Origin of the sequence: Gelidibacter pelagius (genome assembly GCF_017581925.1) — a bacterium.
GTDB classification, from domain to species: domain Bacteria; phylum Bacteroidota; class Bacteroidia; order Flavobacteriales; family Flavobacteriaceae; genus Gelidibacter; species Gelidibacter pelagius.
Map to the genome: position 1 here is coordinate 125,730 of NZ_JAGEVG010000003.1, position 25,883 is coordinate 151,612.

General features: G+C 37.5%; 15 protein-coding genes. 3 read left to right on the forward strand and 12 right to left on the reverse strand.

Annotated features, from left to right (window positions below; translation table 11 throughout):
• Window positions 1-146 precede the first annotated feature (146 nt).
• A complete protein-coding gene (locus J4051_RS03690; protein ID WP_208232513.1) occupies window positions 147-953 on the reverse strand; it encodes an alpha/beta hydrolase in 807 nt (268 codons plus the stop codon).
• A gap of 266 nt (window positions 954-1,219) precedes the next feature.
• Here J4051_RS03690 and J4051_RS03695 point away from each other — a divergent pair, with 266 nt between their 5' ends.
• The gene (locus tag J4051_RS03695) at window positions 1,220-1,621 is read left to right on the forward strand and encodes a TerB family tellurite resistance protein (protein WP_208232514.1); all 402 of its coding nucleotides are present in this window, start codon (window positions 1,220-1,222) and stop codon (window positions 1,619-1,621) included.
• A gap of 209 nt (window positions 1,622-1,830) precedes the next feature.
• Here J4051_RS03695 and uvrB read toward each other — a convergent pair whose 3' ends face one another.
• Window positions 1,831-3,834: an excinuclease ABC subunit UvrB gene (uvrB, locus tag J4051_RS03700; RefSeq protein ID WP_208232515.1), complete on the reverse strand. Its 2,004-nt coding sequence runs from the start codon at window positions 3,832-3,834 to the stop codon at window positions 1,831-1,833.
• 238 nt (window positions 3,835-4,072) lie between these two features.
• On the opposite strand from uvrB, the gene J4051_RS03705 reads away from it, so the two are divergent.
• Window positions 4,073-4,606 carry a lipid-binding SYLF domain-containing protein gene (locus J4051_RS03705; protein ID WP_208232516.1) on the forward strand — a complete coding sequence of 178 codons (534 nt, stop codon included), beginning with the start codon at window positions 4,073-4,075 and terminating at the stop codon, window positions 4,604-4,606.
• Window positions 4,607-4,758: 152 nt separating this feature from the next.
• Here the strand turns inward: J4051_RS03705 and J4051_RS03710 are convergent, their stop codons facing one another.
• The 5 genes from J4051_RS03710 to J4051_RS03730 form a co-directional block, all read right to left on the reverse strand.
• Entirely contained in the window at window positions 4,759-9,609 is a 4,851-nt protein-coding gene (locus tag J4051_RS03710; protein WP_236027189.1) for a T9SS type B sorting domain-containing protein, read from the reverse strand.
• Window positions 9,610-9,773: 164 nt separating this feature from the next.
• Window positions 9,774-14,591 (reverse strand): T9SS type B sorting domain-containing protein, encoded by a 4,818-nt coding sequence (locus tag J4051_RS03715; RefSeq protein ID WP_208232517.1) that lies wholly within the window; start codon window positions 14,589-14,591, stop codon window positions 9,774-9,776.
• 325 nt (window positions 14,592-14,916) lie between these two features.
• Window positions 14,917-17,358 carry a T9SS type B sorting domain-containing protein gene (locus tag J4051_RS03720; protein ID WP_208232518.1) on the reverse strand — a complete coding sequence of 814 codons (2,442 nt, stop codon included), beginning with the start codon at window positions 17,356-17,358 and terminating at the stop codon, window positions 14,917-14,919.
• Between the two features lie 244 nt (window positions 17,359-17,602).
• A complete protein-coding gene (locus J4051_RS03725) occupies window positions 17,603-18,427 on the reverse strand; it encodes an ABC transporter permease (protein ID WP_208232519.1) in 825 nt (274 codons plus the stop codon).
• Window positions 18,428-18,445: 18 nt separating this feature from the next.
• Entirely contained in the window at window positions 18,446-19,342 is an 897-nt protein-coding gene (locus J4051_RS03730; protein WP_208232520.1) for an ABC transporter ATP-binding protein, read from the reverse strand.
• Window positions 19,343-19,441: 99 nt separating this feature from the next.
• Here J4051_RS03730 and J4051_RS03735 point away from each other — a divergent pair, with 99 nt between their 5' ends.
• On the forward strand, window positions 19,442-20,503 hold the full coding sequence (locus J4051_RS03735) for a hypothetical protein (RefSeq protein WP_208232521.1): 1,062 nt from the start codon (window positions 19,442-19,444) through the stop codon (window positions 20,501-20,503).
• Window positions 20,504-20,778: 275 nt separating this feature from the next.
• On the opposite strand, the gene J4051_RS03740 is transcribed toward J4051_RS03735, so the two are convergent.
• From J4051_RS03740 to J4051_RS03760, 5 genes are all read right to left on the reverse strand, one after another.
• Window positions 20,779-21,297 carry an IS1096 element passenger TnpR family protein gene (locus tag J4051_RS03740; RefSeq protein WP_208232522.1) on the reverse strand — a complete coding sequence of 173 codons (519 nt, stop codon included), beginning with the start codon at window positions 21,295-21,297 and terminating at the stop codon, window positions 20,779-20,781.
• 38 nt (window positions 21,298-21,335) lie between these two features.
• Window positions 21,336-22,355, reverse strand: coding sequence for a COX15/CtaA family protein (locus J4051_RS03745; protein WP_208232523.1), 1,020 nt, complete (start codon window positions 22,353-22,355; stop codon window positions 21,336-21,338).
• Between the two features lie 123 nt (window positions 22,356-22,478).
• Window positions 22,479-23,903 (reverse strand): CCA tRNA nucleotidyltransferase, encoded by a 1,425-nt coding sequence (locus J4051_RS03750; protein WP_208232524.1) that lies wholly within the window; start codon window positions 23,901-23,903, stop codon window positions 22,479-22,481.
• Between the two features lie 223 nt (window positions 23,904-24,126).
• Window positions 24,127-24,684: an L-threonylcarbamoyladenylate synthase gene (locus J4051_RS03755; RefSeq protein WP_208232525.1), complete on the reverse strand. Its 558-nt coding sequence runs from the start codon at window positions 24,682-24,684 to the stop codon at window positions 24,127-24,129.
• 90 nt (window positions 24,685-24,774) lie between these two features.
• A complete protein-coding gene (locus J4051_RS03760; protein WP_208232526.1) occupies window positions 24,775-25,530 on the reverse strand; it encodes a glycosyltransferase family 2 protein in 756 nt (251 codons plus the stop codon).
• Window positions 25,531-25,883: the final 353 nt, after the last annotated feature.

Below are 25,883 nucleotides of genomic sequence, written 5' to 3' on the forward strand. Positions count from 1 at the left end.
TATAAAATATTATTGATAAGATATTGATAAATTTAGTGATCCTTTAAAACTAATAAAGCTAAATTTTTGATTTTTCTTAATTCTTAATTCTTAATTCTTAATTCTTAATTCTTAATTCTTAATTCTTAATTCTTAATTCTTAATTCTTAATTCCCAACCAACCACTGATAGGCTTCTGGAAAATTATGTCGCCACAGCGCCTCATTATGTTGTCCACCTTCTATGATGATTTTTTTAATATGATTTTCAGGAACCCCTTTTTTAAGCAAGAGTTCTATCATTTTATTTTGATCAGGTATCATTTCAATACTTTCTTCTGAGCCTGCCAAAAAATAAAATCGCGAGTTGGGAGACAGGTCACTTTCAGATACAAATTCAAAAATACGATTACTGAACCAGAATGATGGAGAAAATATCCCAGCATTTCCAAAAGTATCTGGATATTTTATAAGGGCATAAAAGGACATTAAGCCTCCCAATGAGGATCCAAATATTGTCGTATGCTCAGGATCATTTAACGTGCGATAAGTGGTGTCAATATGTGGCTTAAGCGTGTTAATGATGAAGTTGAGGTACGCATCGGCTTTTCCACCTCCATATTTTTCGTTGGGAAAGGGAGTCAATTCCTCCATACGCTTTTCGTTGCCATGTTCTATACCTATAATAAGAGACTTATTATCTGAGATGGAATCAAGATATTCATCCACATTCCATTCTCCAACATAAGAAGTTTCAGCATCAAAGAGGTTTTGTGCGTCCTGCATATAAACCACAGGATAATCTTTATTCGAATTGGCATACGCTTTTGGCAGATATAGCCAAATAGTTTTTTTAACCTGCAATTGTGGAGCTTCTAGCTGAAAAGTTGACACTTGTTCAGAAGCTGTACTTTGGGCATGACCAAGACTACTAAATGTAAAAATGAGAATAAATAGAAAATGAAGAATTTTCATTGGTAAGGGAATTGATTTCGCATTAGCAAATTTATAAATAAAGGACGGTTGCAGGTCATCGAAACTAAGATTTGATTAGTGAAAAATCGATGAAATGCATTGCTTTTTTAATTTACTGATTATCAGTTGATTAATTGTCCGAAATGTATGAAAGTAAGAAAAATACGATGAATTACAGTTTGTTTTTCGATAAGCTACTCATAATCAACGATTATCAAAATTAAATTCTCTTTAACTTTATAAATATAAAATAAGTTCCCTCTGTTATGATAAATCGTGTAGAAAAATTGAGTCTTCTTTCAGAAATGATTGCATTCGCACAAACGGATGCTTCCATAAAAACCATAGAATATAAATTCCTCTTAGGTGTGGCCAAACAATTGGAGATATCCCAAGAAGACCTTGTTTATTTATTTGAATATCCCGTGAGTTATGTGCATTTAAAATCGCATAGCGAACGGATTGTCCAGTTCCACAGATTGGTATTATTGATGAACCTCGGTCAGAACATTACAAATAAAGAACTGGTGAAATTGCATAATTTCGGATTGCGAATGGGGTTGAGCCATGAATCCATAAATCGTGTTCTGGATTTGATGGAAAGCTTTCCAAATAAAATCGTACCCCCAGATTTTTTAATTGATATTTTCAAGGTACAGTATAATTAGTTTTTTCAGTAGGCAGTCTTCAGTCATCAGTTGGCAGTCTTCAGTGGGTAATTTGCGTTGTGCTATTTTTCCGCAGATACTCGCAGATGGTTTTGTGGTTTTTCAGTTTGCAGCCCTCAGTTTGCAGTGTTTTTATTATTTTCCTCCAGATTTCGCAGAGACTCGCAGAAAAACTTTGAATTTCCTAAACTCCTAAACTCATCTCTCAATCACGCCTTCAGCTCCTCCAATTTCCCTTGATACGCTTTAATATCATCTCTTAATTGGGCTGCAATAATAAAATCCAAGGCCTTGGCGGCTTGTTCCATGAGTTTTCGTTTCTCTCGGATTTTCTTTTCCAATTGATCCTTGGTCAAGTATTGGCTTTCAGGCTCTGCTGCTTTTATTGCTTCCAATTCATAGCTGTATGTGCTGACAGAATTCTTGGATAGTACGTTGTCTAAGCTTTTATTGAGTGCCGTTGGTGTAATGCCATGTTTTGTATTATAAGCAATTTGTTTATCGCGTCTGTAATTGGTTTCTTCAATGGTTTTTTGCATGCTATTGGTGATTCTGTCCGCATACATGATCGCTTTTCCATTTAAGTGCCTTGCAGCTCTACCCACAGTTTGAGTCAAGGAGCGGTTGGATCTTAAGAATCCTTCTTTGTCGGCATCTAAAATCGCAACTAATGACACTTCTGGTAAATCCAATCCTTCACGTAGCAAATTGACGCCTACCAAAACATCAAATAAACCTTTGCGCAAATCTTGCATGATTTCTACACGTTCCAAGGTATCTACATCACTATGGATATAACGTACCCTGATTTGGATTCTGTCCAGATATTTGGTCAATTCTTCGGCCATGCGTTTGGTTAATGTCGTCACCAGGATCCGTTCGTCTTTTTCCACACGCTGATGAATTTCGTCAATCAAATCATCAATTTGGTTCAAACTTGGACGTACTTCAATGATCGGGTCCAATAAACCCGTCGGGCGGATCAATTGTTCCACATAAACCCCATCGCTTTTTTGCAATTCATAGTCGGCAGGAGTTGCACTAACGTAGATGACTTGGTTTTGCATGGCTTCAAACTCTTCAAACTTGAGAGGTCTATTATCCATCGCTGCGGGAAGTCTAAAACCATATTCCACCAAGTTTTCTTTTCGGCTTCTGTCACCACCATACATAGCGTGCACCTGGGAAATGGTGACATGACTTTCATCGACGACCATCAAAAAATCATCTGGAAAATAGTCCAACAAGCAGAAAGGACGTGTCCCTGGCAAGCGTCCGTCCAAATAGCGTGAATAATTTTCAATTCCAGAACAGTACCCTAATTCCCGGATCATTTCCAGGTCAAATTCAGTACGTTCTTTTAATCGTTTTGCTTCTAAATGTTTTCCGATCTCTTTAAAATAGTCATGTTGTTTGACCAAATCATCCTGAATTTCCCTGATGGCACCTTGAAGGACCTCAGGTGACGTTACAAACATATTTGCTGGATAGATATTGATTTGATCGTACAATTCAATAACCTTATTATTCTGAATGTTGAAGGCTTCAATTTCTTCAATTTCATCACCGAAGAAATGAACACGCACGCCATAATCTGCATATCCGGGGAAAATATCTACGGTGTCACCTTTTATTCTGAAATTCCCGTGGTTGAAATCGGCTTCCGTCCTTGAATACAGACTTTGGACCAATTTATGGAGCAATTTTGTTCTGGAAATGACTTGGTCTCTTTTGAGTGTGATGACGTTTTTTTGGAATTCCACGGGATTTCCAATTCCGTATAAACAAGATACCGAAGCTACCACAATGACGTCTCGTCTGCCCGAGAGTAGGGAAGAAGTCGTGCTCAATCGCATCTTTTCTATTTCTTCATTGATAGAGAGATCCTTTTCTATATATACACCGGAAACAGGGATGTAGGCTTCTGGTTGATAGTAATCATAATAGGAGACAAAGTACTCCACAGCGTTTTCTGGAAAAAACTGTTTGAATTCAGAGTAAAGTTGTGCCGCCAAGGTTTTGTTATGCGCCAAAACTAATGTAGGGCGTTGTACTTCTTCAATGACATTGGCCACGGTAAAAGTCTTTCCAGAACCCGTTACTCCTAATAGGGTTTGGTACTTCTCATTGTTCTCAATGCCTTTGGAGAGTTGCTTTATAGCCTGAGGCTGATCTCCAGTAGGTTTAAATTCCGATTTGATTTTGAATTTCATTTTACAAATTTAACCAAAGTTTTTTGAAGAATAACTGCAATTTTAATTAAGGTATTATGAATACTTTAGACTTGTTCTTGTGAAAGGGTTTGGATTAAAATTAAATGCATTAAGGTTAAATCCATTACTATTTTAAGGTTATTTTTACCAGAGGCTTACTTGCAAAGCGACTCTTTTAATAGTGCTTTAAACAGTAAGATATAAGATAATTATTTAACAATTCTTAAAAACAGAATATATGAAAACTTTAAAAAAAATTACTTTCGTTATGTGTATGCTCGTAGCTTTCAGCGCTTTTTCACAAACCAAAAAGGATAAAAAGATAATGTCTGACGCCAACGATGCGAAAGAGGCCCTTATAAAAGCTGATCCTGGTCTTACCAAATACTTTGAAAATGCTGCTGGATACGCTTTGTTTCCAAATGTAGGGAAGGGCGGATTTATCATCGGTGGTGCTTCTGGAAATGGAGTGGTTTATGAAAATGGCGTTGCCGTTGGAATGGCAGACCTAAAAAAATTGGATATTGGACTCCAGGCAGGAGGACAGGCCATTATTCAGGTGATATTTTTTGAGACTGATGTTGATTTGGCCAGATTCAAAGAAGGGAACTTTAAGTTTTCAGCAGAAGCGACTGCTGTAGCTGTAGAAAAAGGAGTTGCAGTAAGTACTAGTTATAATGACGGTGTTGCTACATTCGCACTGCCTAAAGCTGGACTTATGGCAAGTGCTTCTGTCGGTGGTCAGAAATTTAGTTATAATGCATTTTACTAAGATTATGTGATGATTCAATGGGAGTCATTTTAATGATAAACGTCCATAATTAAATTATTATGGACTTTTTTTTTGGTAGTTGGTTGATTTAATGTAGGGATTTAAATCATCCTACATTCTCATCAGAGGTTCCTTAAATCGATTTTTTGGTATTAGAGCTTTAAAGCGAAATGCCCTTTTACTTCAAAAATATTGTCATTTTTTTTAATTTTTCCAACGAACCAATAATCTGATGAGGGCATTATTTGTCCATTATAAGTCCCATCCCAACCTTGAGAACTTGAAGTCAAGGTGGTAATGTGCTTACCATATCTGTCAAAAATATTAATTACACTTCCGGGTAAGGTTTCGATACCACTGATGTGCCAAGTGTCAAAATAACCATCATTATTTGGCGTCACAAATTTGGGCGCGTCAATAACTACGACTTCTTTATTGGTTTTGGCACAGCCATTCAAATCTATAATGGCAATGGTGTGATATCCTAAGGTCACATTTCTAAATATATTGGACTCTTGTGGTGGACCATCATCCAAACTATAGAGATAGTTGCCAATGCCACTAATGGTGATGGTAATATTGTTTGGATCTGAAAAATCGACAGTTTCGGTGGCATCAATTGTTGCGGACTCAGAGGCCATGACCTCAAACTCTTGAAAGGTTTGACAGCCAAAGCTACTGGTAACCATTACAGAATAAGTACCAATGTTGGTAATATCAATTTCAGGCGTAGTCGCGCCAGTTGACCATAAATATGTATCTGCAGTGTTGTTCGTAATAGCATTTACAACTAATGGTAAATTGTCAATACAAAGTATCTGATCAGTAATAGTAACAAATGGTCTTGGATGAACAATGGCGGAAAACTGTGTGGTACTAAAACAGCCTGTGGTCACATTGGTAACCCTTACGTAAATAATTTGTCCGTCCGTAGCTGAATATATATTTTCTAACGGATTGGTGCCTGAATTTGCTGACCTCTGAGAGTCGTGGTAACTAACGTCGTAATTATTTAGGTTTTGGCTGTTGCCTAAAATTGTATTCGTTTGTTGTGAAAGGTCAAAAGCAAAGAGACCATCAAAATCATCGTCACAATTCTCCAAATCATCTGGTGTATTTGCCAGAGGTAAAGGCAATACGACCAAATAAAAATCATAAAAAGATATGCAACCGGTTACTGAGTTTTCCAATCGTGCATAAATCCGATCGTTTGTGGTCGTGTAGATGTAATCCGTGCTTATTGCATTTTCATCGTCATCGGCGTCCTTCTGAGTTGAATAATATGAAAGAGAAATATTCGATTCTGGGGTTATGAGGTTATCTATGGTAATGAGGTTAAAGCTATTCTCAGGATTGGAACATATTAGATGGTTTTTAAAATCATTTATTTCAGGTGGCAAATTGACTTTTAAGTTGATGGGCAAATTGACAAAGCAGTTGGAGACCGTATTGTTGATTTTTATATAAACGGTTTGATTAATTGAGGTATTCTTATAATTTTCAGGGTTCGGAATAATTTGACTGTCTGTTTCAGCACCTTCTAACGATTCATGATAGGTAATTATAATATTGTCCTGTCTGAGATCCAAAACGTCAATTTCTACAACCGTTAAATCAAAAATGACGGAGCCATCTGCGTCAATGTCGCAAGCAACTAAATCGGATGGTGTGGTCACCGCTGGCAGTTGAACCACGTTTATTGAGAATTTAGTCAATGCATGACAATAGGTGCCATTTTCAATACGTGCAAAAATTGGTTGTGGATTAACCGTGTTGGTATAGTTTGTTAAATCGGTGATAGGGTTAACATTGTCTTTAGCATCTTCTTCTGAGGTGTACAAGGTAATGTCTATAGGTTCATTAATGCCTTTTGATATTTCAGATATTTTTGTGTTGAGATCAAAAGTGACAATCTCGTCATTGCTTAGGTCATCACAAATAAATTCATCCTCTGGCGCGTTAAATGGTGGAAGCGAACCCACTTCCAAAGCGAATGATGCCGTGCCATAACATCCAGGATCTGTTGTGGCTTCAACTCTAACATATACGGTTTGCGGACTTGAAGTATTTGGATAAGGCGCGAATTTATCAATGACATTTACACGGTTTTCTGCATCCTCAGACGTTCTAAAATACAAAACATGCTTCCCTGTCTGTCCATTTAATATTTCTTCATCTTTCTCATAAAAATAAAAATCTGCAATAGGATTGCCGGCTGCTTCACAGTTTTCGAAGTTAGAGATAGGTATAAATTGAGGGAGCGTGTTGATATAAACATTCAGATTAGCAATGCTGGCACAACCTGTAATATCGTCTTCAACCCGCACTGCAATATATTGTGTCGGACTATTATAATTCTCTGGATTGGGGATGGGATCGTCTCCGCTAAGGGCTAGATTATAATTGTTATGAAACGAAATTGTCAGTCCTGTGGTATCGGCAACGAGTTCTGGAATTTTGCTTGTAAGATCCACAAAATAATACCCATCCAAATCATCATCACATTCTGTAATCTCAGCGTCGCCAATAATCTCTGGAGGTAATTCAATTTGTATAGTTAAAGGAGTAACATCATAGCATGTCGTCATCGTGTTGGTTACGCGTGCATAAATTGTTATTGGATTGCCTTCGTTATAAATTTGTGGATCTAGAGTGGGTTCGTTGTTCAAAGCGTCTTCCTCGGTCTCAAAATATCGAACATTGGCACCGTTTACCCCTTGGCTCACATAAGCGTCAAAGGTCTCCAACAAAATATTGGCAACACCGTCTTGATCGGTATCACAATATATAACAGGATCAAGGTTCTGTAATGTTATTGGCGGATTGACAATTAAATTGATAGTCAAAAAGTTATCGCAGTCGTCACCAGAGACGGTAATATAAAGAGGGTGCGGGATTGGCGGAATATTAGAATCGACAGTATATGGAACGTTCTTATCGAGAGCATTCATACTATTTTCTTGATCGGTTTGGCTTTCATAGAAAATAGCTTCAAATCCCTCGTAGCCATTAAGCAATTGCGATTCTACCTCGAGCAGGTCAAAATCAACAATACCGTCTAGCGAAGCGTCATCACAACCATTAAAATCGGCGAGTACAAATCCAGTGATTACAATATTGGTATGTAGTTCTATAGGAACTATAGTGAAGCAGCCGGTGATACCATCAATGATTTTTAAATAGACAGTCTGCAATTCACTTACTATATTTTGATAATTGGTAGTATTGGCTATGGGATTAATCCCTGCTTCAGCATCTTCCTCTGATTCATAGAAGTTTTCTGGAATATCCGTCAGATTATCCAAAAGATCATCTATTAAACTTGTTAGGTCAAAGGTTTCAAAACCTGTCCCGCCATATTCGCAGGCATTGATATATGGTTTATCAATTGCAGCCTTGGGCGGGTTAACCACTGACACATTCAATGTTGTGGTGCTGAAACAACCCGTATTGCCATCATAAACTCTTATATGAAATGTGTGATTCTGATTGCTGTTTGTATAGGGCGACACAACTGGATTATCTCCTGATGAAGCATCGATGGCGTTTAAATGATAACTCACAAAAAGATTGGGTGTATCGTTTGTGAGTTCAGAATCCATCTGTCTAAGATCAATTTCTGTAATGCCATCAGAAGTACCATCGGTATCGCAAACTATCAAAGGATCGGGAGCTGTAACAGTGGGAAATGGATTGACAATTAAACGGACTCCGGAAAAAGTGAGGCAGCCATTATCGATATCCTGAATTCTTATAAAAATAATTTGTGGACTCTCTCTGTTTTGGATAGGCGATAAAATAGGATTATTCCCAGCTTCCGCTTCTTCCGGACTGAAGTGATAAGAGATGTTGTAATTTGATGGGGGCAGTAGTGTCAATACCTGATTAGTCCTTGAGGATAGATCGAAAATTTCCCGACCATTATTGGAAGGATCATCGCATAAGATATAATCTGGAATGTTGGCCAAAGTTTTTTGTGCATTTAAGGTGATGACGATATCATCTTCTATTTCACAAGTTTTATTATTAAGTTTTACACTTGCACTGACCTTATAATTTCCCGATTGATTGACGGTGAGCATAGGGGTGTTGGCGCCGGCTATTAAGGTGCCGTTTCTGAACCATTTATAAGTAGCTAAGGGATTGTCGATACTTCCATTTAAAATAGTTGATGTAGCACAAGTAGTAATATCTGGACCCAAGTCTACTGTGGCATTAAAACTATTGCCTTCGATGAAAACTGCAGAATCATAAAACGGATCCTTTTGATCTGCAACGACCAATTTAATATGGTATGCTACATTAGGTTTTATATTTGCGGTTGCAGTAAGTACGGTTGTTCTCCCATTATAATTGGTATCCCCATCATTATAATCATGAAAATAGTTTGGATTTTCAGCTGGACAATGCCCGACAATCTCTGGACGTATCGTGGTGGTATTTACTGGTGTTGAAGTGCCTGGTATTATGGCAATATTGGCATAAGGACTTGGAGAGCCGGCTTCCTTAATCAAAAAAGCAAATCCGTCAGAATAAATACAGGGATTGGTTCCCAAGTATTCTTCGGATGCCAAAATGTATCGGAATGCAATTTGGTTGGATGCAGATATGAAATCAAATTCGATGGACGTTGCGTTCATTGTACCGGCAATGCCCAATGCCGTTTCCAAATCTGGGTCAGTGCCCCAAGAAGTAGTGCCCTCAATAAGTGGATTTGTATTTAAGACATTCCCTGCCGAAAGTACATTTCCCGTGGTCAAAATAAGACCGTTTTGGAACGGAAAATTTGAGTTTTCTTTTGAAAATCGTCCAAAACTCGAAATGTTATCTGGCGCTCCATTGATACGAGATGAAATATTTGATATTTCAACACAGCCTTGACCTAGCGTGTTTTGTATCAAGGCTTCTAATGACATCGTATTGGTTGTAGAAATCTGTTGTGCAGAGAGCATATAACAGAAGGCTATAAAAATAATAGGAGTTAGAAAAGTTTTCTTTAACATTAACACGGTACTTAAAACAGAAAAAGAATGAGAATCTTGTAGTTAGCAATCAATTACGGGTTTTAAAAGTACCAAAAAACCCTCAATATCGAGGGTTTTATTGTTAATATGAAAATTTTATAGCTGAAATGCTGTTTTTTAATAGAGCACTTACCGAATTGGATTTAGCGTTTTAATGCAAAGTGACCTTTGAGCTGAAACGACTTGTTGTCTTTTTTGACGTCTGCCACAAACCAATAGTCTGAGGCTGGCATTTTATGCCCGTTGTGGGTGCCGTCCCAACCTTTTGAATTAGAGGTTAATTGAGCCAATTGTTTACCATAACGATCATAGATATAAATGACAGTTCCGGGTAGGGTTTCCACCCCTGTAATATGCCATGTGTCAAAGTAACCATCATCATTTGGGGTCATAAACTTTGGAGTATCGATGACTACGACTTCTTTGGTGACTTCAGAGCAGCCGTTCAAATCAATAACTGTAATTAAATTAGGACCAATCGGCACTCTCTCAAAAACATTCGATTCTTGAGGAGCATTGTCATTTAACACGTACAAATAATTTCCAATTCCACTTATGGTCACGGTAATATTATTTGGATCAGAAAAATCGACAGTTTCTGTAAATTCAATTATCGCGGATTCTGATTCTATGATATTAAAAACCTGAGTTGTTTCACAACCAAATATAGTCGTCACGTTCACCCAATAGGTACCAATTTCCGTAATTTCAATTTCTGGAGTCGTTTCGTTGGTTGACCACAAATAAATGTCATCTGTAATATTGGTGTTGGCACTCACCAAAAGTGGGCCTCTGTCCAAACAAATAACCTGATCAGGAATATCCACTATTGGTCGAGGGTGCACGTAGGTTTGGAAGTTCGTGGTATTGTAGCAACCCGTTGTGTTGTTTTCAATTCTTACATAAATAGTCTGTAAATCGGTTGCAGCATAAAAGGTGCTGAGCGCATTTGAGCCAGCGTTTGCGGCCTCGTAAGTTTCATAATATGAAATTCGGAATTCCTCAGGGCTCTGGCCACCAAGAACTTTGGTGTTCTGTTGCGAAAGATCAAAAGTATATAAACCATCAAAATCGTCATCACAGTGTTCTAAATCTGGAGCAACGTTTGCAATAGGCAATGGATCGATTTTTAATATAAATTGATGAGTTGTGAAACAAAAGGTTGTAGCATTCTCTATTCGGACATAAATTTTTTCTACCGCGGATTTATGGCGAAAATTTTTGTTAAGCGCGTTGGTGGCATCCAATGCATCTTTTTTAGTTTTATGATATGAAATATTCACATTTGAAGTGTTTTCAACCAGCAGTTCATCTACTTCCATTAAGTCATACTCATGTGCTTCATTATCACATATTGATAGACTTGTAATGGGATTAAATACCGGTGGTTGATTGACAACTAATTCTAACGGTATGGATAAAAAACAGTTTGAAATGCTATTGGTAAGTCGCACATAAACTGTTTGCGGATTGGAAATATTTTTGTAGGATTCTGGTGCTGTAATAGGGTTGATCTCTGCCTCCAAATCTTCTGCAGTTTCATAGTAGGCAACGACAAGATTATTCTGTCGTACTTCCAAAATATCAATTTCAGATTGTCTTAAATTGAAGGTCATCTGGCCGTCATAATCTGTGTCACATTGAACGATTGGCTTTGATGGATTGGCGTCTGGAGCTTTGATGACTCCCAAACTAAAGTCGGTTATGGACGCACAAATACTACCATTTTCAATGCGAGCATAAATCTTTTGTGGGTTTTTTGTGTTGGCATATTTTGTATTGAGAGGATTCACTGCATTCTGGGCATTGGCATAACTCGTATAAAATGTAATATGCAAATTATCCTGAATTCCTGCTGAGATTTCCGCGATCTTTTCTGATAGATCGAAAATCTCAGTGGAATCATTCGAGATGTCATCACAGACAAACCAATCTGAGGCCACATTAAATTCTGGGCTTGTACCCACTTCAATATTGAATGATGATGTTCCGTAGCAGGTCATATCTGAAGTGTTTTCTACCCTCACGAAAATCCTTTGAGGATTGCTGATGTTCCCATAAATCTCCGTCTTATTTATCGCATTTGTTCTATTATCGGCATCTTCTTGGTTTAAATAATAAGATGCTACCTTACCATTTTGTCCATTTAAAATCTCAGAGTCTTTAGTATTAAATATAAATTCTCCAAAGCCATCACTGGGATTTTCACAATAGATGTAATCACTAATACTAGTGAAAACCGGTAAAGTATTGATGATAATTTTGATCGGTTCTATGGAATGACAACCGGTCAATTGGTTTTCAACCCGAACGAATACGGCTTGTGTATTGGCATTATAACTGGTAATGTCGGTTAGAGGCTCAGTATTGAGTTCGGCATGCTCTAATGATTTATGGAAAGAAAATATCCTGTTATTTCTGTCCGTCACCAATTCGTTGATTGTAGTGCTTAAATCTATAATTTTAAAACCGTCCTGGTCGTCATCACAAATGATGATATCTTCTGGAGTAATTGTTTCTGGTGCAGGGAGAACTGTAATTTCAAAACTCTTTATATCTGAACAGCCTGTAGTATTTGAAGTTGTTCTAGTATAAAGTCTTAACGGATTGCTGGTATTCGTATAGAAATTTGGCAGTGCATTGCTGTTATTATCAGCGTCATCTTGAGTTTCAAAATAACGGACGGTATAACCATCTTCGCCGTTGGTAATGGCACTTGAAAATGAATTCAGATCAATAGAGGTGTTGCCATCTTGGTCGTTGTCACAATAAGTAACAGATCCTATCGATGGGAAGTCGATGACAGGATTCAGCAATAATTGTATTTCCGAAATTTCCGAACAACTGCTGTTTTTTAAAGTAATATAGAGCGTTTTTGGAAATGCTGTTGGCATATATGGAAAGGCAGGATTTAAGGCATTGGTTTGGTCTTCAATGGTTTCGTAGAATGTAATTGTCACATCGGGAAGATCATTAATAATGACCTCTGCAATATTGTTCAAGTCAAATGACGGTAGATCTCCATCCTTAACATCGCAAATAGAAAAATCTTCAATACGTGTGCCAGTCAATAAAAGATTGGTATGAACCTCAAATGAAGTTACAGAAGCACAACCTGATTCATCATCGAGCACTCTAATGTATAAGGTTTGAAAACTTTGTTTCGTATTTGTATATGCTGAAGGATCGGGGATGGCATTGGTTCCGGATAATGCCTCATCATAAATTTCATGAAACGTTACTGAAACACCAGTCAGCCCATTTAAAACATCTGGAGTGATGTCGTTGAGATTAAATTGGGAAAATCCGTCATGCTCAGGATCACAGGCATCCAAAAAGTGATCGCCTGTATTTATTGCAGGTTTATCAAGAACTATTAAATTGAGAGTTGTGGTACTTGCACAACCTGTTTCTACATTAGAAACCCTTACGTATAGTGTTTCGGTTCTTGACTGATTGTTATATGGAGAAGCAATCGCATTGATACCTTCTTGTGCGTCAGATTGCGTATGGTAATATCCAACAATTAAATCTGCTTGTCCGTTTGTGATTTCATCATCTTTTTCCGTTAGGTCAATAGATGACATACCGTTTTGAGTAACATCTTCACAAGCAAACAGGTCTGTTGGTGTTACAATTTGAGGAAGCTGATGAACGACCAAATTGAACGAAGCGTATGCCAAACAGCCATTGACCGTATCTTCAATTCTCACAAATATGGGTTGCGGGTTAATGGTGTTTGTTATAGGTGCAGTAATAGCGTCGTTGTTTTCATGAGCGCTATCATATGTATAATGATAGGAAATGGAGTATTCCGATTTAGGAACCGCTTTTAAAACTTCAGCATTTTTAGTATTAAGATCGAAAACACCAAAACCATCTCCAGAAATATCATCACAAATCCCAAAATCAGAAATTTCTGAAGCTGTTTGGGTTGAACTTAAAACAAGGGCCACACTATCGTCGATTGTACAGGCCCCATTTCCTAAAGGAATATCAATTTTTACGGTGTAAACTCCAGATTGAAGTGCTATTAATGTAGGTTGCGTTTCGCCAGGTAAAAGTTCATTATTTAAAAACCATGAATAAACCCCGTCCGGATTATCGATATTGCCATCCAAGGTTAAGCGGTCGGCGCAGGTGGTGATGTCCTCTCCCAAGTCGACAACGGCGGAAAAACTATTGCCTTCAATAAAAACAGCAGAATCATAATTGGAATCGGTTTGATCAGCGATAATCAATTTGATATGGTAAACAACATTTGGGACCGTATTTGCCGTGGCAGTCATCACTTTTGTTCGACCGTCATAATTGGTGTCCCCTAAACCATAACCATCAAAATAATCTTCATTTGATGCTGCACAAAAGCCAACAATTTCGTTGTGAATGGTATTTGTATTTACGGGAATGTCGGTACCAGGAATAATGGCGATATTTTGATAAGGGTCATTGGTCCCTGCGCGTTTGATTAAGAACGCGAAGCCATCTGAATAATCACAAGGATAGTTTCCATAATATTCTTCAGAAGCTAAAATATAATTAAATTGAATCTGGTTGGAGAGTGATGAAAATTCAAATTCTATTACGGTAGCATTTAGTGTATTTGAAATGCCCAAGGCTTCTTCAAGGTCAGGGTCGGAAAGCCATTTGCTATTACCATCATTTAAAGTTTTATCATTCTTTATATTACCAGCTGAATCTGCTTTCCCAGTGGAAAGGATTATTCCATTTTCAAACGGAAAATTAGAGTTGCCGCGTTCAAAATATCCAAAACTTGAAAAACCGTTGATCGATCCGTTTATAGGTGAAGCTACATCAGAAATCTCAACACAACCCTGAATTAAATGATTTGTAATAAGTTGTTCGGGGTCGACACTGCTATCAATAGATATTTGTTGACTAAATACCTGGTGACATAAAACACATGCAAAAGCAAGGAGGGAAGTTCGGAAGGATTTCATTGTTTATAGGTTAAGTTTAGTCGGGAGAGAATTCATTTTAGGGGAATGAAACCTCAGTATCATTTAATTGGGCCCGAAAAATAACTAATTTTTAGACGAAATACAATAAAACACGATGAACTACAATGAACTTTAACTTTTAATCTGGATTCACTGGTTTTATTAGGATTTAAAGCCAGTAATCATGAGAAATTCCTTGGAGATACAAATTCAAAAACTAACAGTCGAGGGTCTATTTTGGAAGTCTTAAAACAATACCTGTAAAACCAGCGTCTGAAATTAACTGATTGGTTCAGATTTAAATGAAATAGGGTCCACGCTTTGATTAACGTTTGAGACTAAAGTGCCCTTTTAAAACCCTACCGTCTTGCAGGGTCACTGAAAACCAATAATCATTTGTTGGCATTGGCTTTCCAATAAAATTTCCGTCCCAACCATTGCTGAGTGGATTAAGTTCTTTGAGCAACTTGCCCATTCTATCAAAAATATAAATGGTGGTTTTGGGTTGAAACTGGCTATTGATGCCAAGCACTTGCCAATGGTCATTGAAACCGTCATTGTTTGGCGTGAAATACTTTGGAAACCCAATCACCGAAACATCTTCCTGAATGATGCCACAACCGTTAATATCTCTAATGTAGAGAATATGGAGGCCAGCAGGAACATTGTTAAAAGTAGTACTATCCTGATAAGGGCCATGGCTATTGTCAAGGGCATATTCATAGTCTCCTTCTCCTGAAACCAATACTTCAATGGTATTGTTTTGGGTGGCATCCGTAATGTTGATATCTGTTATGGTGGCTATATTTGAAGGTAATACATGAATCGTTCTGTCCTTAAAACAGTTGTTTGAGTTGGATACCCTAACGGTATAGGTCCCTGGAGCATCGATCATTATTTCAGAAGTATTTTCACCTGTAGACCAGGCATAAGTATAGTTGGTGGGGTTGTCATCAATAATTCCTCCAGTGATAGTGATTTTCTCTGGGAATTTGTTCAGACAGTAAATGGCTTCATCTTCCAATACAATATTTGGCATTCTAAATACCGTCAAGTTGACCTCACTAATGCCATAGCAAGCATTAGTGTTCTCGACCCTTGCATAAATAGTTTGCGAATAAGGGATTGTATTCATGAAAATATTTGGAAGCGGATTGTTTTCCAAAAGCGCATCGTCATAAGTTTCATAATAGAATAGAGACAGTCCGTTTGGCAAGTTGTTTAAAACGGTATCATCGGCGTCAGAAAGGTTGAAATCATAGTATCCATCTTCATTTCCGTCATTGTCACAATGCTCAAGCACTGCATTGTTTGCTGAAGTTGAGCTGACCTCCAGATTCAACTGACCTATGCTAAAGCAACTCGTCAAATCGTTGGTGACTTTGACCCACAATAATTGTGGGTTTGTGAGATTCTCAAATGAAGTACCGCTAATTTCATTAAGGTTATTTTCGGCATTTGTATAACTAAAATAATAAGATAAACTTCTATTTGGAGCGCGACCGGTTATAACATCTTTGGCTTGGGCCAAATTAAAAATAGTCTTTCCGTCCGGAGTGCCATCTTCATCACACTGGATGAGCGTGGCGTCAAATGCATCGGGCAATGGATTGACCACAAGGTCCAATGTAGAAATACTCCTGCAGTTGGGGTTGAATGCGTCCTCAATCCTAACAAAAATCTGTTGTTGATTTGGATCAACGTTGTAATAAGGGCTGGATAAGGGATTTGTGCTCATTTCTGCGGAAGCTTTCGACGCGTGATAACTAATATTAATAGAGGACGAATCTTGACCTTGTAAAATCTCGGGGTTTTTGGAGTTTAAATCGAAAAAAGTCTGTCCATTATTGTTGTTGCCATCAACGGTAGAATCGCAAAGTATGTAAGGTGTGGGTGGGGCATAATTTGGTCCTAAATTTACCGTAAGAGAGAAATCGACGATTTCAAAACAACCTGTAATAGAGTTTGTTATCCTCACAAAAATATTTTGTGGATTGGAGATGTTTGTATATGTGCTTGGAAGCGGATTAATATTGATATTGGCGTCACTATCCGTAAGATGGTAACTAAGGGAAACATCAGTTTGTGTGCCCATGATTCGAGGCGTATTGACATCCAAATTAAAACTTGCCAAACCATCTTCAAAAGGCGTTAGAGTATCACATTTTTCCAAATCCAGCGGTGTTCCTGAACCTGCTTGATTGACTGGAGGTGAAGAGAATTCTGCCGTTCCCGTCCATTCCAACGTGAATCCACTATTTCCTATAGGTCTATCGATAACAATGAAATAAGTGTCACCGGCCATGACATCCAGCCAACGGACAAAACTATTTCCGTCAGGTCCAGGACCTTCGGACGTATCGTTGGAGCTGTCATTCATTCCCGTTAAATTATTGCTTAGGCCGGCAGCAGCTGGATTGGTCGTTGAGCATCGGATCGCTTGTCCAATATTATTACAGGGTACGTTGGGCCCGAAAACAAAAAAATCATAATCTTCTTGAATGGCCGTACTATTTGGACGTAGGGTAAAGCCTAAGGTTCCATCGGTAACCAAAGTCACTTGAAGCCAAATACTATTGTGTTCACTACTGCCACAGGTATTTGAATTATTTAGTTCTTGAACTCCAACTCCGTTGACATTTAGATTAATAGTGGAATTACCACAAATAATCACTGAATCAATACAGTCAGTTGGTTCCTGGGCATAGGAAACATGATTTATAAAAAGTATACTTAATAAAGACAGAATTTTAAGCAGTTTTTTCAACAAGGTATCGCTTTAGGATATAGGACAATAAAAAAATGGTTTTGAAAGATTAATGAAAATCAAGAATCGTCAAATTGGTTTAATTGTCCATCCATAAAAAAGATAATTTCATAATCGAAATTACTAAAAACGAGCCATGGTATATCCGAAGATCATTGTACCAAAATTCATTTTATAAAAAACGTGAATTTGGAGTTGTATTAAGATTTTGTCTTTTCAAAGATGTCAATTGTGATCAAATATATTATAAATCACGCTGTTTTAATAATCTGTAGGATAAAAACACAAATAGTGCCGTCCAACCCAAAACAATAACAAGTTCATACCAATGTACCGCATAGTCATAGGACATATCAATTTTCTCTGGGTACTTGGTCATGAGGACACGTTGAAAAGGCTGATCGATCAAATTGTACATGGACTCCAATGGTAGGAAGTTCTTAACTTTCCATGCCATATCTGTACTTGAAGCCTGTACTACAATCCAAAAAACAATCCATTCGAAAATGTAGAGGATAAAGAGAAATGCCAACGCAAAAGCAGATCGTTTTACTAACATGCCAAAAAAGAGGCACAAACTGAAAAAGCCTACCAATTTTAGAAAATAGGCCAATAGAAACTCGGTTTCCCTAAAGATAATTGACGCTTCTGTATAACTTGAATAATAAAGTCCTATTAAAAATGAGCCTACCCCAATTAGAACGGTCGCTAAAAATGAAAAGAATACAATGGTATAAAACTTAGAAAGGATAAATTCTTTTTTGCTCAACCCATCAATCAGGTTTTGTTTTATGGTTTTGTTGCTGTATTCATTGCCAATCATACTAACCACCACTATAGCGAAAAATAATTTGAAATAGGAGGCAAAAAATGTGGTAATATGCCAGATGATCGGAAAGTTGAAAATACCGAGTTCGCCCAATTCCAAAGTGAAAAATCCAAAGAAATTAATTTTTATTGAGGATAGGATCAAAACCGTAAAAGGCAGAATAAAGGAGATAAATATCAAGACTCTACTCGCTCTGTTTAAAAGCAGTTTTTGTAGTTCTAAGTTGATTAATCGTAACATGGAGTTGGTTTTGATGGATTAGTTATTGTCAGTTAATTTCAAGAATTGTTCTTCCAGACTTTCCTTGCGTTTTACTAAATGCGAAAGCGTGATGCCATTTTCAAACATGAGCTTGTTGAAGGTTGAGGCGTCCATTGGTTCCTTTAGAAAAGCGGTGATGAGTTCGCCTTCCTCTTTTACACTTAAGAAGTCAGGGTTGTTTTGAAGGAAGGAAGCCAAAGCTTCATGTTGCACTGATTTTAGTTCGAAAAACCCGTGACTGGAAATCATTTCATCCACACGTCCAGAGTACAATTTTTCACCTTTCCGAAGCACGACAACATGTGAACATACTTTTTCGACTTCGTCCAAAAGATGCGATGCCAGCAAAATGGTGGTGCCTTCGCTCGCAATTTTTTTGATCAAGGTCCTGATTTGATGAATGCCCTGCGGGTCCAACCCGTTGGTAGGTTCATCCAAAATCAATATCTCTGGATCGTTCAATAGTGCAGAAGCAATGGCCAATCGCTGTTTCATTCCCAAAGAATAGTTACTGAATTTGCTGTTCTTTCGTTCCAAAAGCCCAACAACCCCAAGCTTTTCATCAATCTTGCTGTAATCAACACCTTTGATTCTGCAGACCAGTTTCAGATTTTGATAAGCGCTCATATAAGGATAGAAATTTGGGTTTTCTATAATGGCGCCGACTTTTTTTAAAGCTTCATGCGTTGAAATCTGTCCATTGAACCAGTTAAAATCACCTGAAGTTTTATTGACTACATTTAGAACAATGCCTAAAGTAGTCGATTTGCCACTTCCGTTTGGACCTAAAATACCGTAAACGTTGCCTTTATTGATAGTAAAAGATAGATCTTTGACAGCTGTGAGATAGCCAAATTTTTTGGTAAGATTATTGATGGTGAGAATGGTTTCCACGATGTTTTTAGATTGATTAGTTACACGTATGACGAGTGATGTGTAAATTTGTTACAACAGTAAATATATTAACTTTACATTTGAGTTAATTTAAGCATTATGGAAGATCTTAAAATATCCTTACGAAAACCATCTTACCCCATAACGGAAAAGCTGCACGCTTATCTTTCTGAATATAACAGAAATATTAGACTGCCTATTTTTTATGACGATTTACTACGTTTTCAAGGTTCGGTTGTTTTATATGATAAAGATGATAATGATACCCTTTGGGTTCGGGTTTACTTTAATGAATTTGAACGCCAGGAAATAGATTTAAGCCTGAAGAAGGTCTATACCATTTTGCATTCTGACGGGAACGAACGCACTATCCCTTTTTTAAGCGTGGATGCCATTGATTATTGCACCTTTGGAAACTCTAAACCTTTTCGGATTAAGGTCAGAAACATCTTGAATGATAACTACACGTATTTCTATGTAAAAAAAGCAGATGCTTCGCGAATCTATGGATTGGAATTTGAGCACATGCTTTCTCCATATAACTTAAATTTCCTGGTGTTTCAGGATACGTTGATTGAAGAACATATTGCTGGTGTTCCGGGAGATGAATTCATTAAAAACATGCTGCCTAAGTGTACGCCATCCGAAAAATCACAGATAGCGAAAGAGTTTGTGAAGTTTAATGAACGTTGTATGATCAGGCTTTTGGGAGATATGCGTTCTTATAATTACGTGATTGTGCCCACGCACGATTTTGACCACGTGGTCTATAAAATTAGGGCCATTGATTTTGACCAACAAAGTTATGAAGGCAAGTTCAATGTGTACCGACCACAATTCTTCAAGGAGAATTTGGCTATGGTGCAATTGGTGCAAGAAAAATTCCAGAAAGAATCCATTGATCAATATAAGTTGGAAGAACGCTCCATTATTGCAAAACGTTTGATCAGCTATCATGAGCGCATCAAGGAATTATTGGACTGTATGATTGACGATACGCTTTCCAAGCCCGAACACATCAAACTTCTTAAAATGACCATTTATGAATATACACGCGATTTAAAATTCAAACGAAGCAAAAATATGGGTGAAATTGTAAAGAATGCGCTAGATTTTGTGCAACGGAATTATGAAACTGTGAATATGAAACATTTGAGGTGAATTGGGGTTAATCAAGAACAAGAGCCAAGAACCAAGAACCAAGAACCAAGAGCTAAGAGAAAGTGATTTTCTAACTAAGAGAAACCCAAACTTTGAATTTTAATCTGAACGAAATTGAAATTGAATTTGAATTTGAAAATCGAAGTTTGTTCAGAGGTAATAAGAAACAATAAACAAGACTCAAGACTCAAAATTGCATAGGCCTGAAGATATAAGTGAGATAATCCTCAAATGGACAATGAAAAAAAAAATTAAACAATAAAAAATAGTCTGACTTAGTTCCAATTCTCATCAAAATCCAAGCTCTCATAATCGTCAACGTCAAAATCGTCATCAAACTCATTATAATCATCAAACTCATCTTCGGCTTCAAACTTTTTTTGAGGTGCTTCCAAAGGAATTTGACCATGAACAAACATTAGATTTGGGTAATCAGTGCCTTCAGTTTCCTCAATTATTTCTGCCAATTCCACATAAAATGTCCACATGCTGAAGAAATCATACACATAGATCAATCGGGTTTTTAGTTCATGAACAACGTGATTGATGGCGGTTTCACTCATAAGTCTCACATCTCCCTGCACATCACCAGTATCAAACATGGGGATTTCTTCACCTTGATTCCATTCATCATCACTTAAATAAAAGGATGCCATTTCAATACCATCAAACCCGAATGCTTGGGTGATGCTATTATGTAAGTCTTCGAGAGTATCTGTTTCGCGGATTTCTAAATCCCTAAAAACATCATCATCGGTGTCGTTGTCAAGAATAATTCTGAATCTGTAAACCATGGATAAAAATTTAATCTGCAAAGGTAGAACTTTTTCTATTATCTACTGAAGCGATGCAACGCAAATGTCATTGCGGACAGCAGGAAAAACGCACCTACTTGATGAGCAACGCCCAACCACAGCGGGACACCGTAAATAATGGTCAGTACACCCAGTAAAAATTGAACACCAACAAGGATAAGCAGGCTATCAATGCTTTTAGATTGGATAGGCGTTAGCGATAGTTGTTTGCCACGATACCAAATAATACCAATAATGATCACAACGATGTAGGCAAGCGTACGGTGTACAAATTGGATGCCACTTGGGTTTTCAATGAGGTTTAAATAGAAAGGTTCGATGGCATAGGCCGATTCGTGTATAAATTTGCCTTCATTCATAAAAGGCCAGTGGTTGTGCAGTAATCCAGCCTTTAATCCCGCTACAAATCCACCGTAAATAATCTGAATTGCTAATATGATATAGCCAATTCCAATGAGGTTTCTAAAGCTTTTATCGATAGGTTTCTTTTCAGGGAATTTCAAATCCAAAGCCACCCATAGTGTTGCAGCAAAAGTTAAAAATGCCGTGGTTAAATGGGCTGATAGTCTATAATGGCTCACGTTTGGCATATCCACCAAACCGCTTTTCACCATATACCATCCCAAAAAACCTTGAAATGCACCAAGAGCGAGCAATACCAGACATTTTTTGATGGTTTTTGAGGTGAGTTGCTTAGTTGCCAAAAAATAAATAAATGGAATAATAAAGACAAGGCCAATCAATCGTCCCATAACACGATGCAGCCATTCCCAGAAATAGATGCCTTTAAAATCTGATAATGTAAAATGTGAATGGAGCTTCTGAAACTCTGGGTATTGTTGGTAGACCTCGAAGGCTTCCTGCCATTCGGCTTCATTTAAAGGTGGAATGGTTCCTGTAATGAGTTTGTAATCGGACATTGATAGACCAGAATCTGTTAATCGGGTAATTCCACCAATCACCACCATGATAAAGAGTAATGCGCAACCTGTAAGGAGCCAATAGATGACCTTTTTATTATCTTTTTGTTTTGCCATTTTTATTTAAAATTGAAATCGACGTTGAACATGAATTTTAATTTGACCCTATTTTACTGAGCACTGCCTATCCGCTCGTAGCTTTAGCTGAGGCGGGAACACTGCCTTCTATCTATCTATCCACTACCCATTTCTCCCCACTTCCGTCAGTCCCAAACGCTTTCCCTCCTCCAGCATCAACTCATAAGCAGCTTGGTGTTCATTGGGGATTTTTCCTTCCAAAATAGCTTCTTTTATACTCTCTTTTATCGTGCCAATTTCTCTTGAAGGTTTTAGGCCAAAGGCTTCCATGATTTCTTCACCGGAGACTGGTGGTTGAAAATTCCGTACTTGATCGCGTTCTTCAACTTCAACAATCTTGTTTCTGACGAGTTTGAAGTTGTTGTGATATTTTTTGAATTTTTTTGGGTTTTTTGTGGTGATATCAGCCTCACAGAGAATCATTAAATCGTCCACATAATCACCAGCATCAAAAACCAAACGTCTCACGGCAGAATCGGTGACATCTTGTGCCAAAGCGATTGGTCGGGAACTCATAAATACCAGTTTTTGGACAAATTTCATCTTTTCATTAAGCGGCATTTTCAACCGTTTAAACAATCGGTACACCATTTTTGAACCTTCAAATTCGTGGCCATGAAAAGTCCAACCTACTTTTTTGCTGAATTTTTTAGTTGGAGCCTTGCCAATGTCGTGCAAAAGTGCAGCCCATCGTAACCAAAGATCATCTGTGTTTTTAGCAATATTATCGACTACTTCCAAAGTGTGATAAAAATTATCTTTGTGACGTTGCCCTTCTTTTTCATCGATACCTTTTAATGCAACCAGTTCTGGTAAAATATACTCCAAGAGACCTGTTTGTTCCAACAGTAAAAATCCGATGGAAGGAACATCACTTTCCAGAATTTTATTAAGCTCCACTACAATCCGTTCTTTTGTGATGATTTTGATGCGGTCCTTATTTTTTGAGATCGCTGCAAGAGATTTATTTTCAATGGTAAACTTAAGTTGGGTGGCAAAACGAATGGCGCGCATCATTCTTAAGGGGTCATCGCTGTAGGTGATGTCAGGATCTAAAGGTGTCCTAATAACTTTAGCCTCTAAATCGTTTATGCCGTCAAAAGGATCAAGCAATTCGCCGAAACTCGAAGTCCTTAAATCCAATGCCATCGCGTTTATCGTGAAATCACGTCTGTTTTGATCGTCTTCCAAAGTGCCGTTTTCGACGATTGGATTTCTGCTTTCTTCCGAATAGGACTCCTTGCGTGCGCCCACAAATTCCACTTCAATATCCTCGTAACGCAACATCGCCGTGCCGTAAGTTTTGAACACTTGGACCTTTGGATGGTTTGGAATGTTTTTTGACACTTGTTTGGCAAGGTCAATACCACTGCCTATAGCCACAATATCGATGTCTTTATGCTGTCCACGCTTCAAAATAAAATCACGGACAAAGCCACCAATGACGTAGGCATCGATTCCTAATTCTTCTGCTGATTGGGAGATGATTTTGAAAATGGGATGTTCTAAAGCGTTTTCTAAGTTCATTTTATTTTCTTGCCACGAATTCACTAATGTTTTTTTTATCCGTATGAAAATTGCAGTGAATTCATGAGTTTATATAATACTCATACTATTTTTTTTCTACAAGACGATTCTTTTATGATCCAACAGGTTTTTATGAAAATTTGCTAAAATAGCTAATTTGCATTCAGATATTTTTAAATAGTTGATGAACATCATTGTTCGTTTATTCGTGGCTAAAAAAATATCATCTGATGATCTTCACCCTCCCATTTGCACTCAACTTAATAATTGAGGATGGTTTGGTACAAATTTTTTCGCGATGCAAATTTACGACATAGTCCACACCTTTTAAAATATGGGATGTGATTTCTTTATATGATTTCGGAGTGGCTTCATGGCTGGTATTTGCTGAGGTTGAAACAATGGGTTTACCAAAGCGTCTGAGCAGCTGAAAACAGAATTCGTCGTTGGGGATTCTTATGGCTATCGATTTGTCGGTTGCAATTAAATTTTCCGCTAAATTTTGGGCATCATCATAAATAATAGTAATAGGCTCTTCAGAGATCTCAAAAATATCAAAAGCTACTTGAGGAATTTCTTTAACGTATTTACTCAGCATTCGATCATCGGCCACCAGACAAATCAAGGCTTTATTATCCTCACGACCTTTTAGTTGGAATACTTTTTTGACCGCTTCAGGATTGGTCGCATCACAACCTATTCCCCAAACTGTGTCCGTGGGATAGAGGAGGAGTCCACCGTCTTTTAAAACTTGTAAAGCATTTGAAATTTCTTTTTGCATATATAAAAACTAATAAATTGAAATTGAAGTTGAAATCAAATTTGAACTTGGATGTTATAACTCATAACTCGTTCACCTAACCCCTAAAATTCATTCCCTACCTCTTCTGAGCAACCATAACTTGACATATCGCATATAGACCACATAGCCTTGTACGTAACCTATAGTCAAGCCTACCACGCCATCTCGAAAGCCACTTTGTATGATATAATGTTTAAAAAAACCCCAAAAAGGTTTCACTACAAAATGATAAGGCGTTAAACGTCCGGTTTTTTGATCATAATCTTTTGCCTGCCAAGTGGCATACCTGTTCATCTTTTCTATGTACTTGTCAAATGTGGTATAGCTGTAATGAATGAACTTATGATTCAAATGACCAATATCACCATCTGCTATGATTTCAGCATGCACGTGTTTGTCTTCGTATTTACAAAAATCACGTTTAAAAAGTCGAATGACCTTATCATTGCGCCAACCACTATAGTGGACACGTTCTCCCATGAAATTATTGATTCTTCCTATGGAATAAGCTACTGTTTTTGGATCTGGATTTTTTAAGATGTCTAAGATTTCTGCTTTTAATTCTGGAGTCACACGTTCATCGGCATCAACTAACAAAATCCATTCATACTTTGCCTGCGGAATAGCCCAGTTTTTTTGGGATGCAGAATATTGATAATCTCTCCTAATAACTTTTGTTGCCAGTTCTTGAGCTTTTTCAAATGTACCGTCAGTACTTAAACTATCTACAACGAGAATTTCATCAGCAAAATCAACAGAGGCTATGACCGCTTCAATATTGTGAATCTCGTTGCCTGTAGGGATAATAGCTGTAAGTTTATGCATATGAAAGGGTAAATTTTATCGAATTTGGTTTAAATGCAAAAATAGGTTTTTTGTGATATGGAATCCAACCTTTGGGCATCTATTAAGTGGTAAGTAATTCTGCCCCTGCAGGAAAGGGTTGTTCTTTCGTCAGAGAAATTATGATAGCTCTAAGTTTAATGGGTTACCATGAGCCTTAGTTGCTATTCGGGTGTTATTCTCTTGTTAAAGGATATTTGGACAAGATCTCAAATTGGGTTAGGAAATTTAAAGCAACGTGTTTTTTAGATTGCAAATACTTTATGACTAAAACCTAGTTTAATGTTATTCAATTTGGAATATATGCCCCAAATTAGTCGGAAAAAAATCGAACC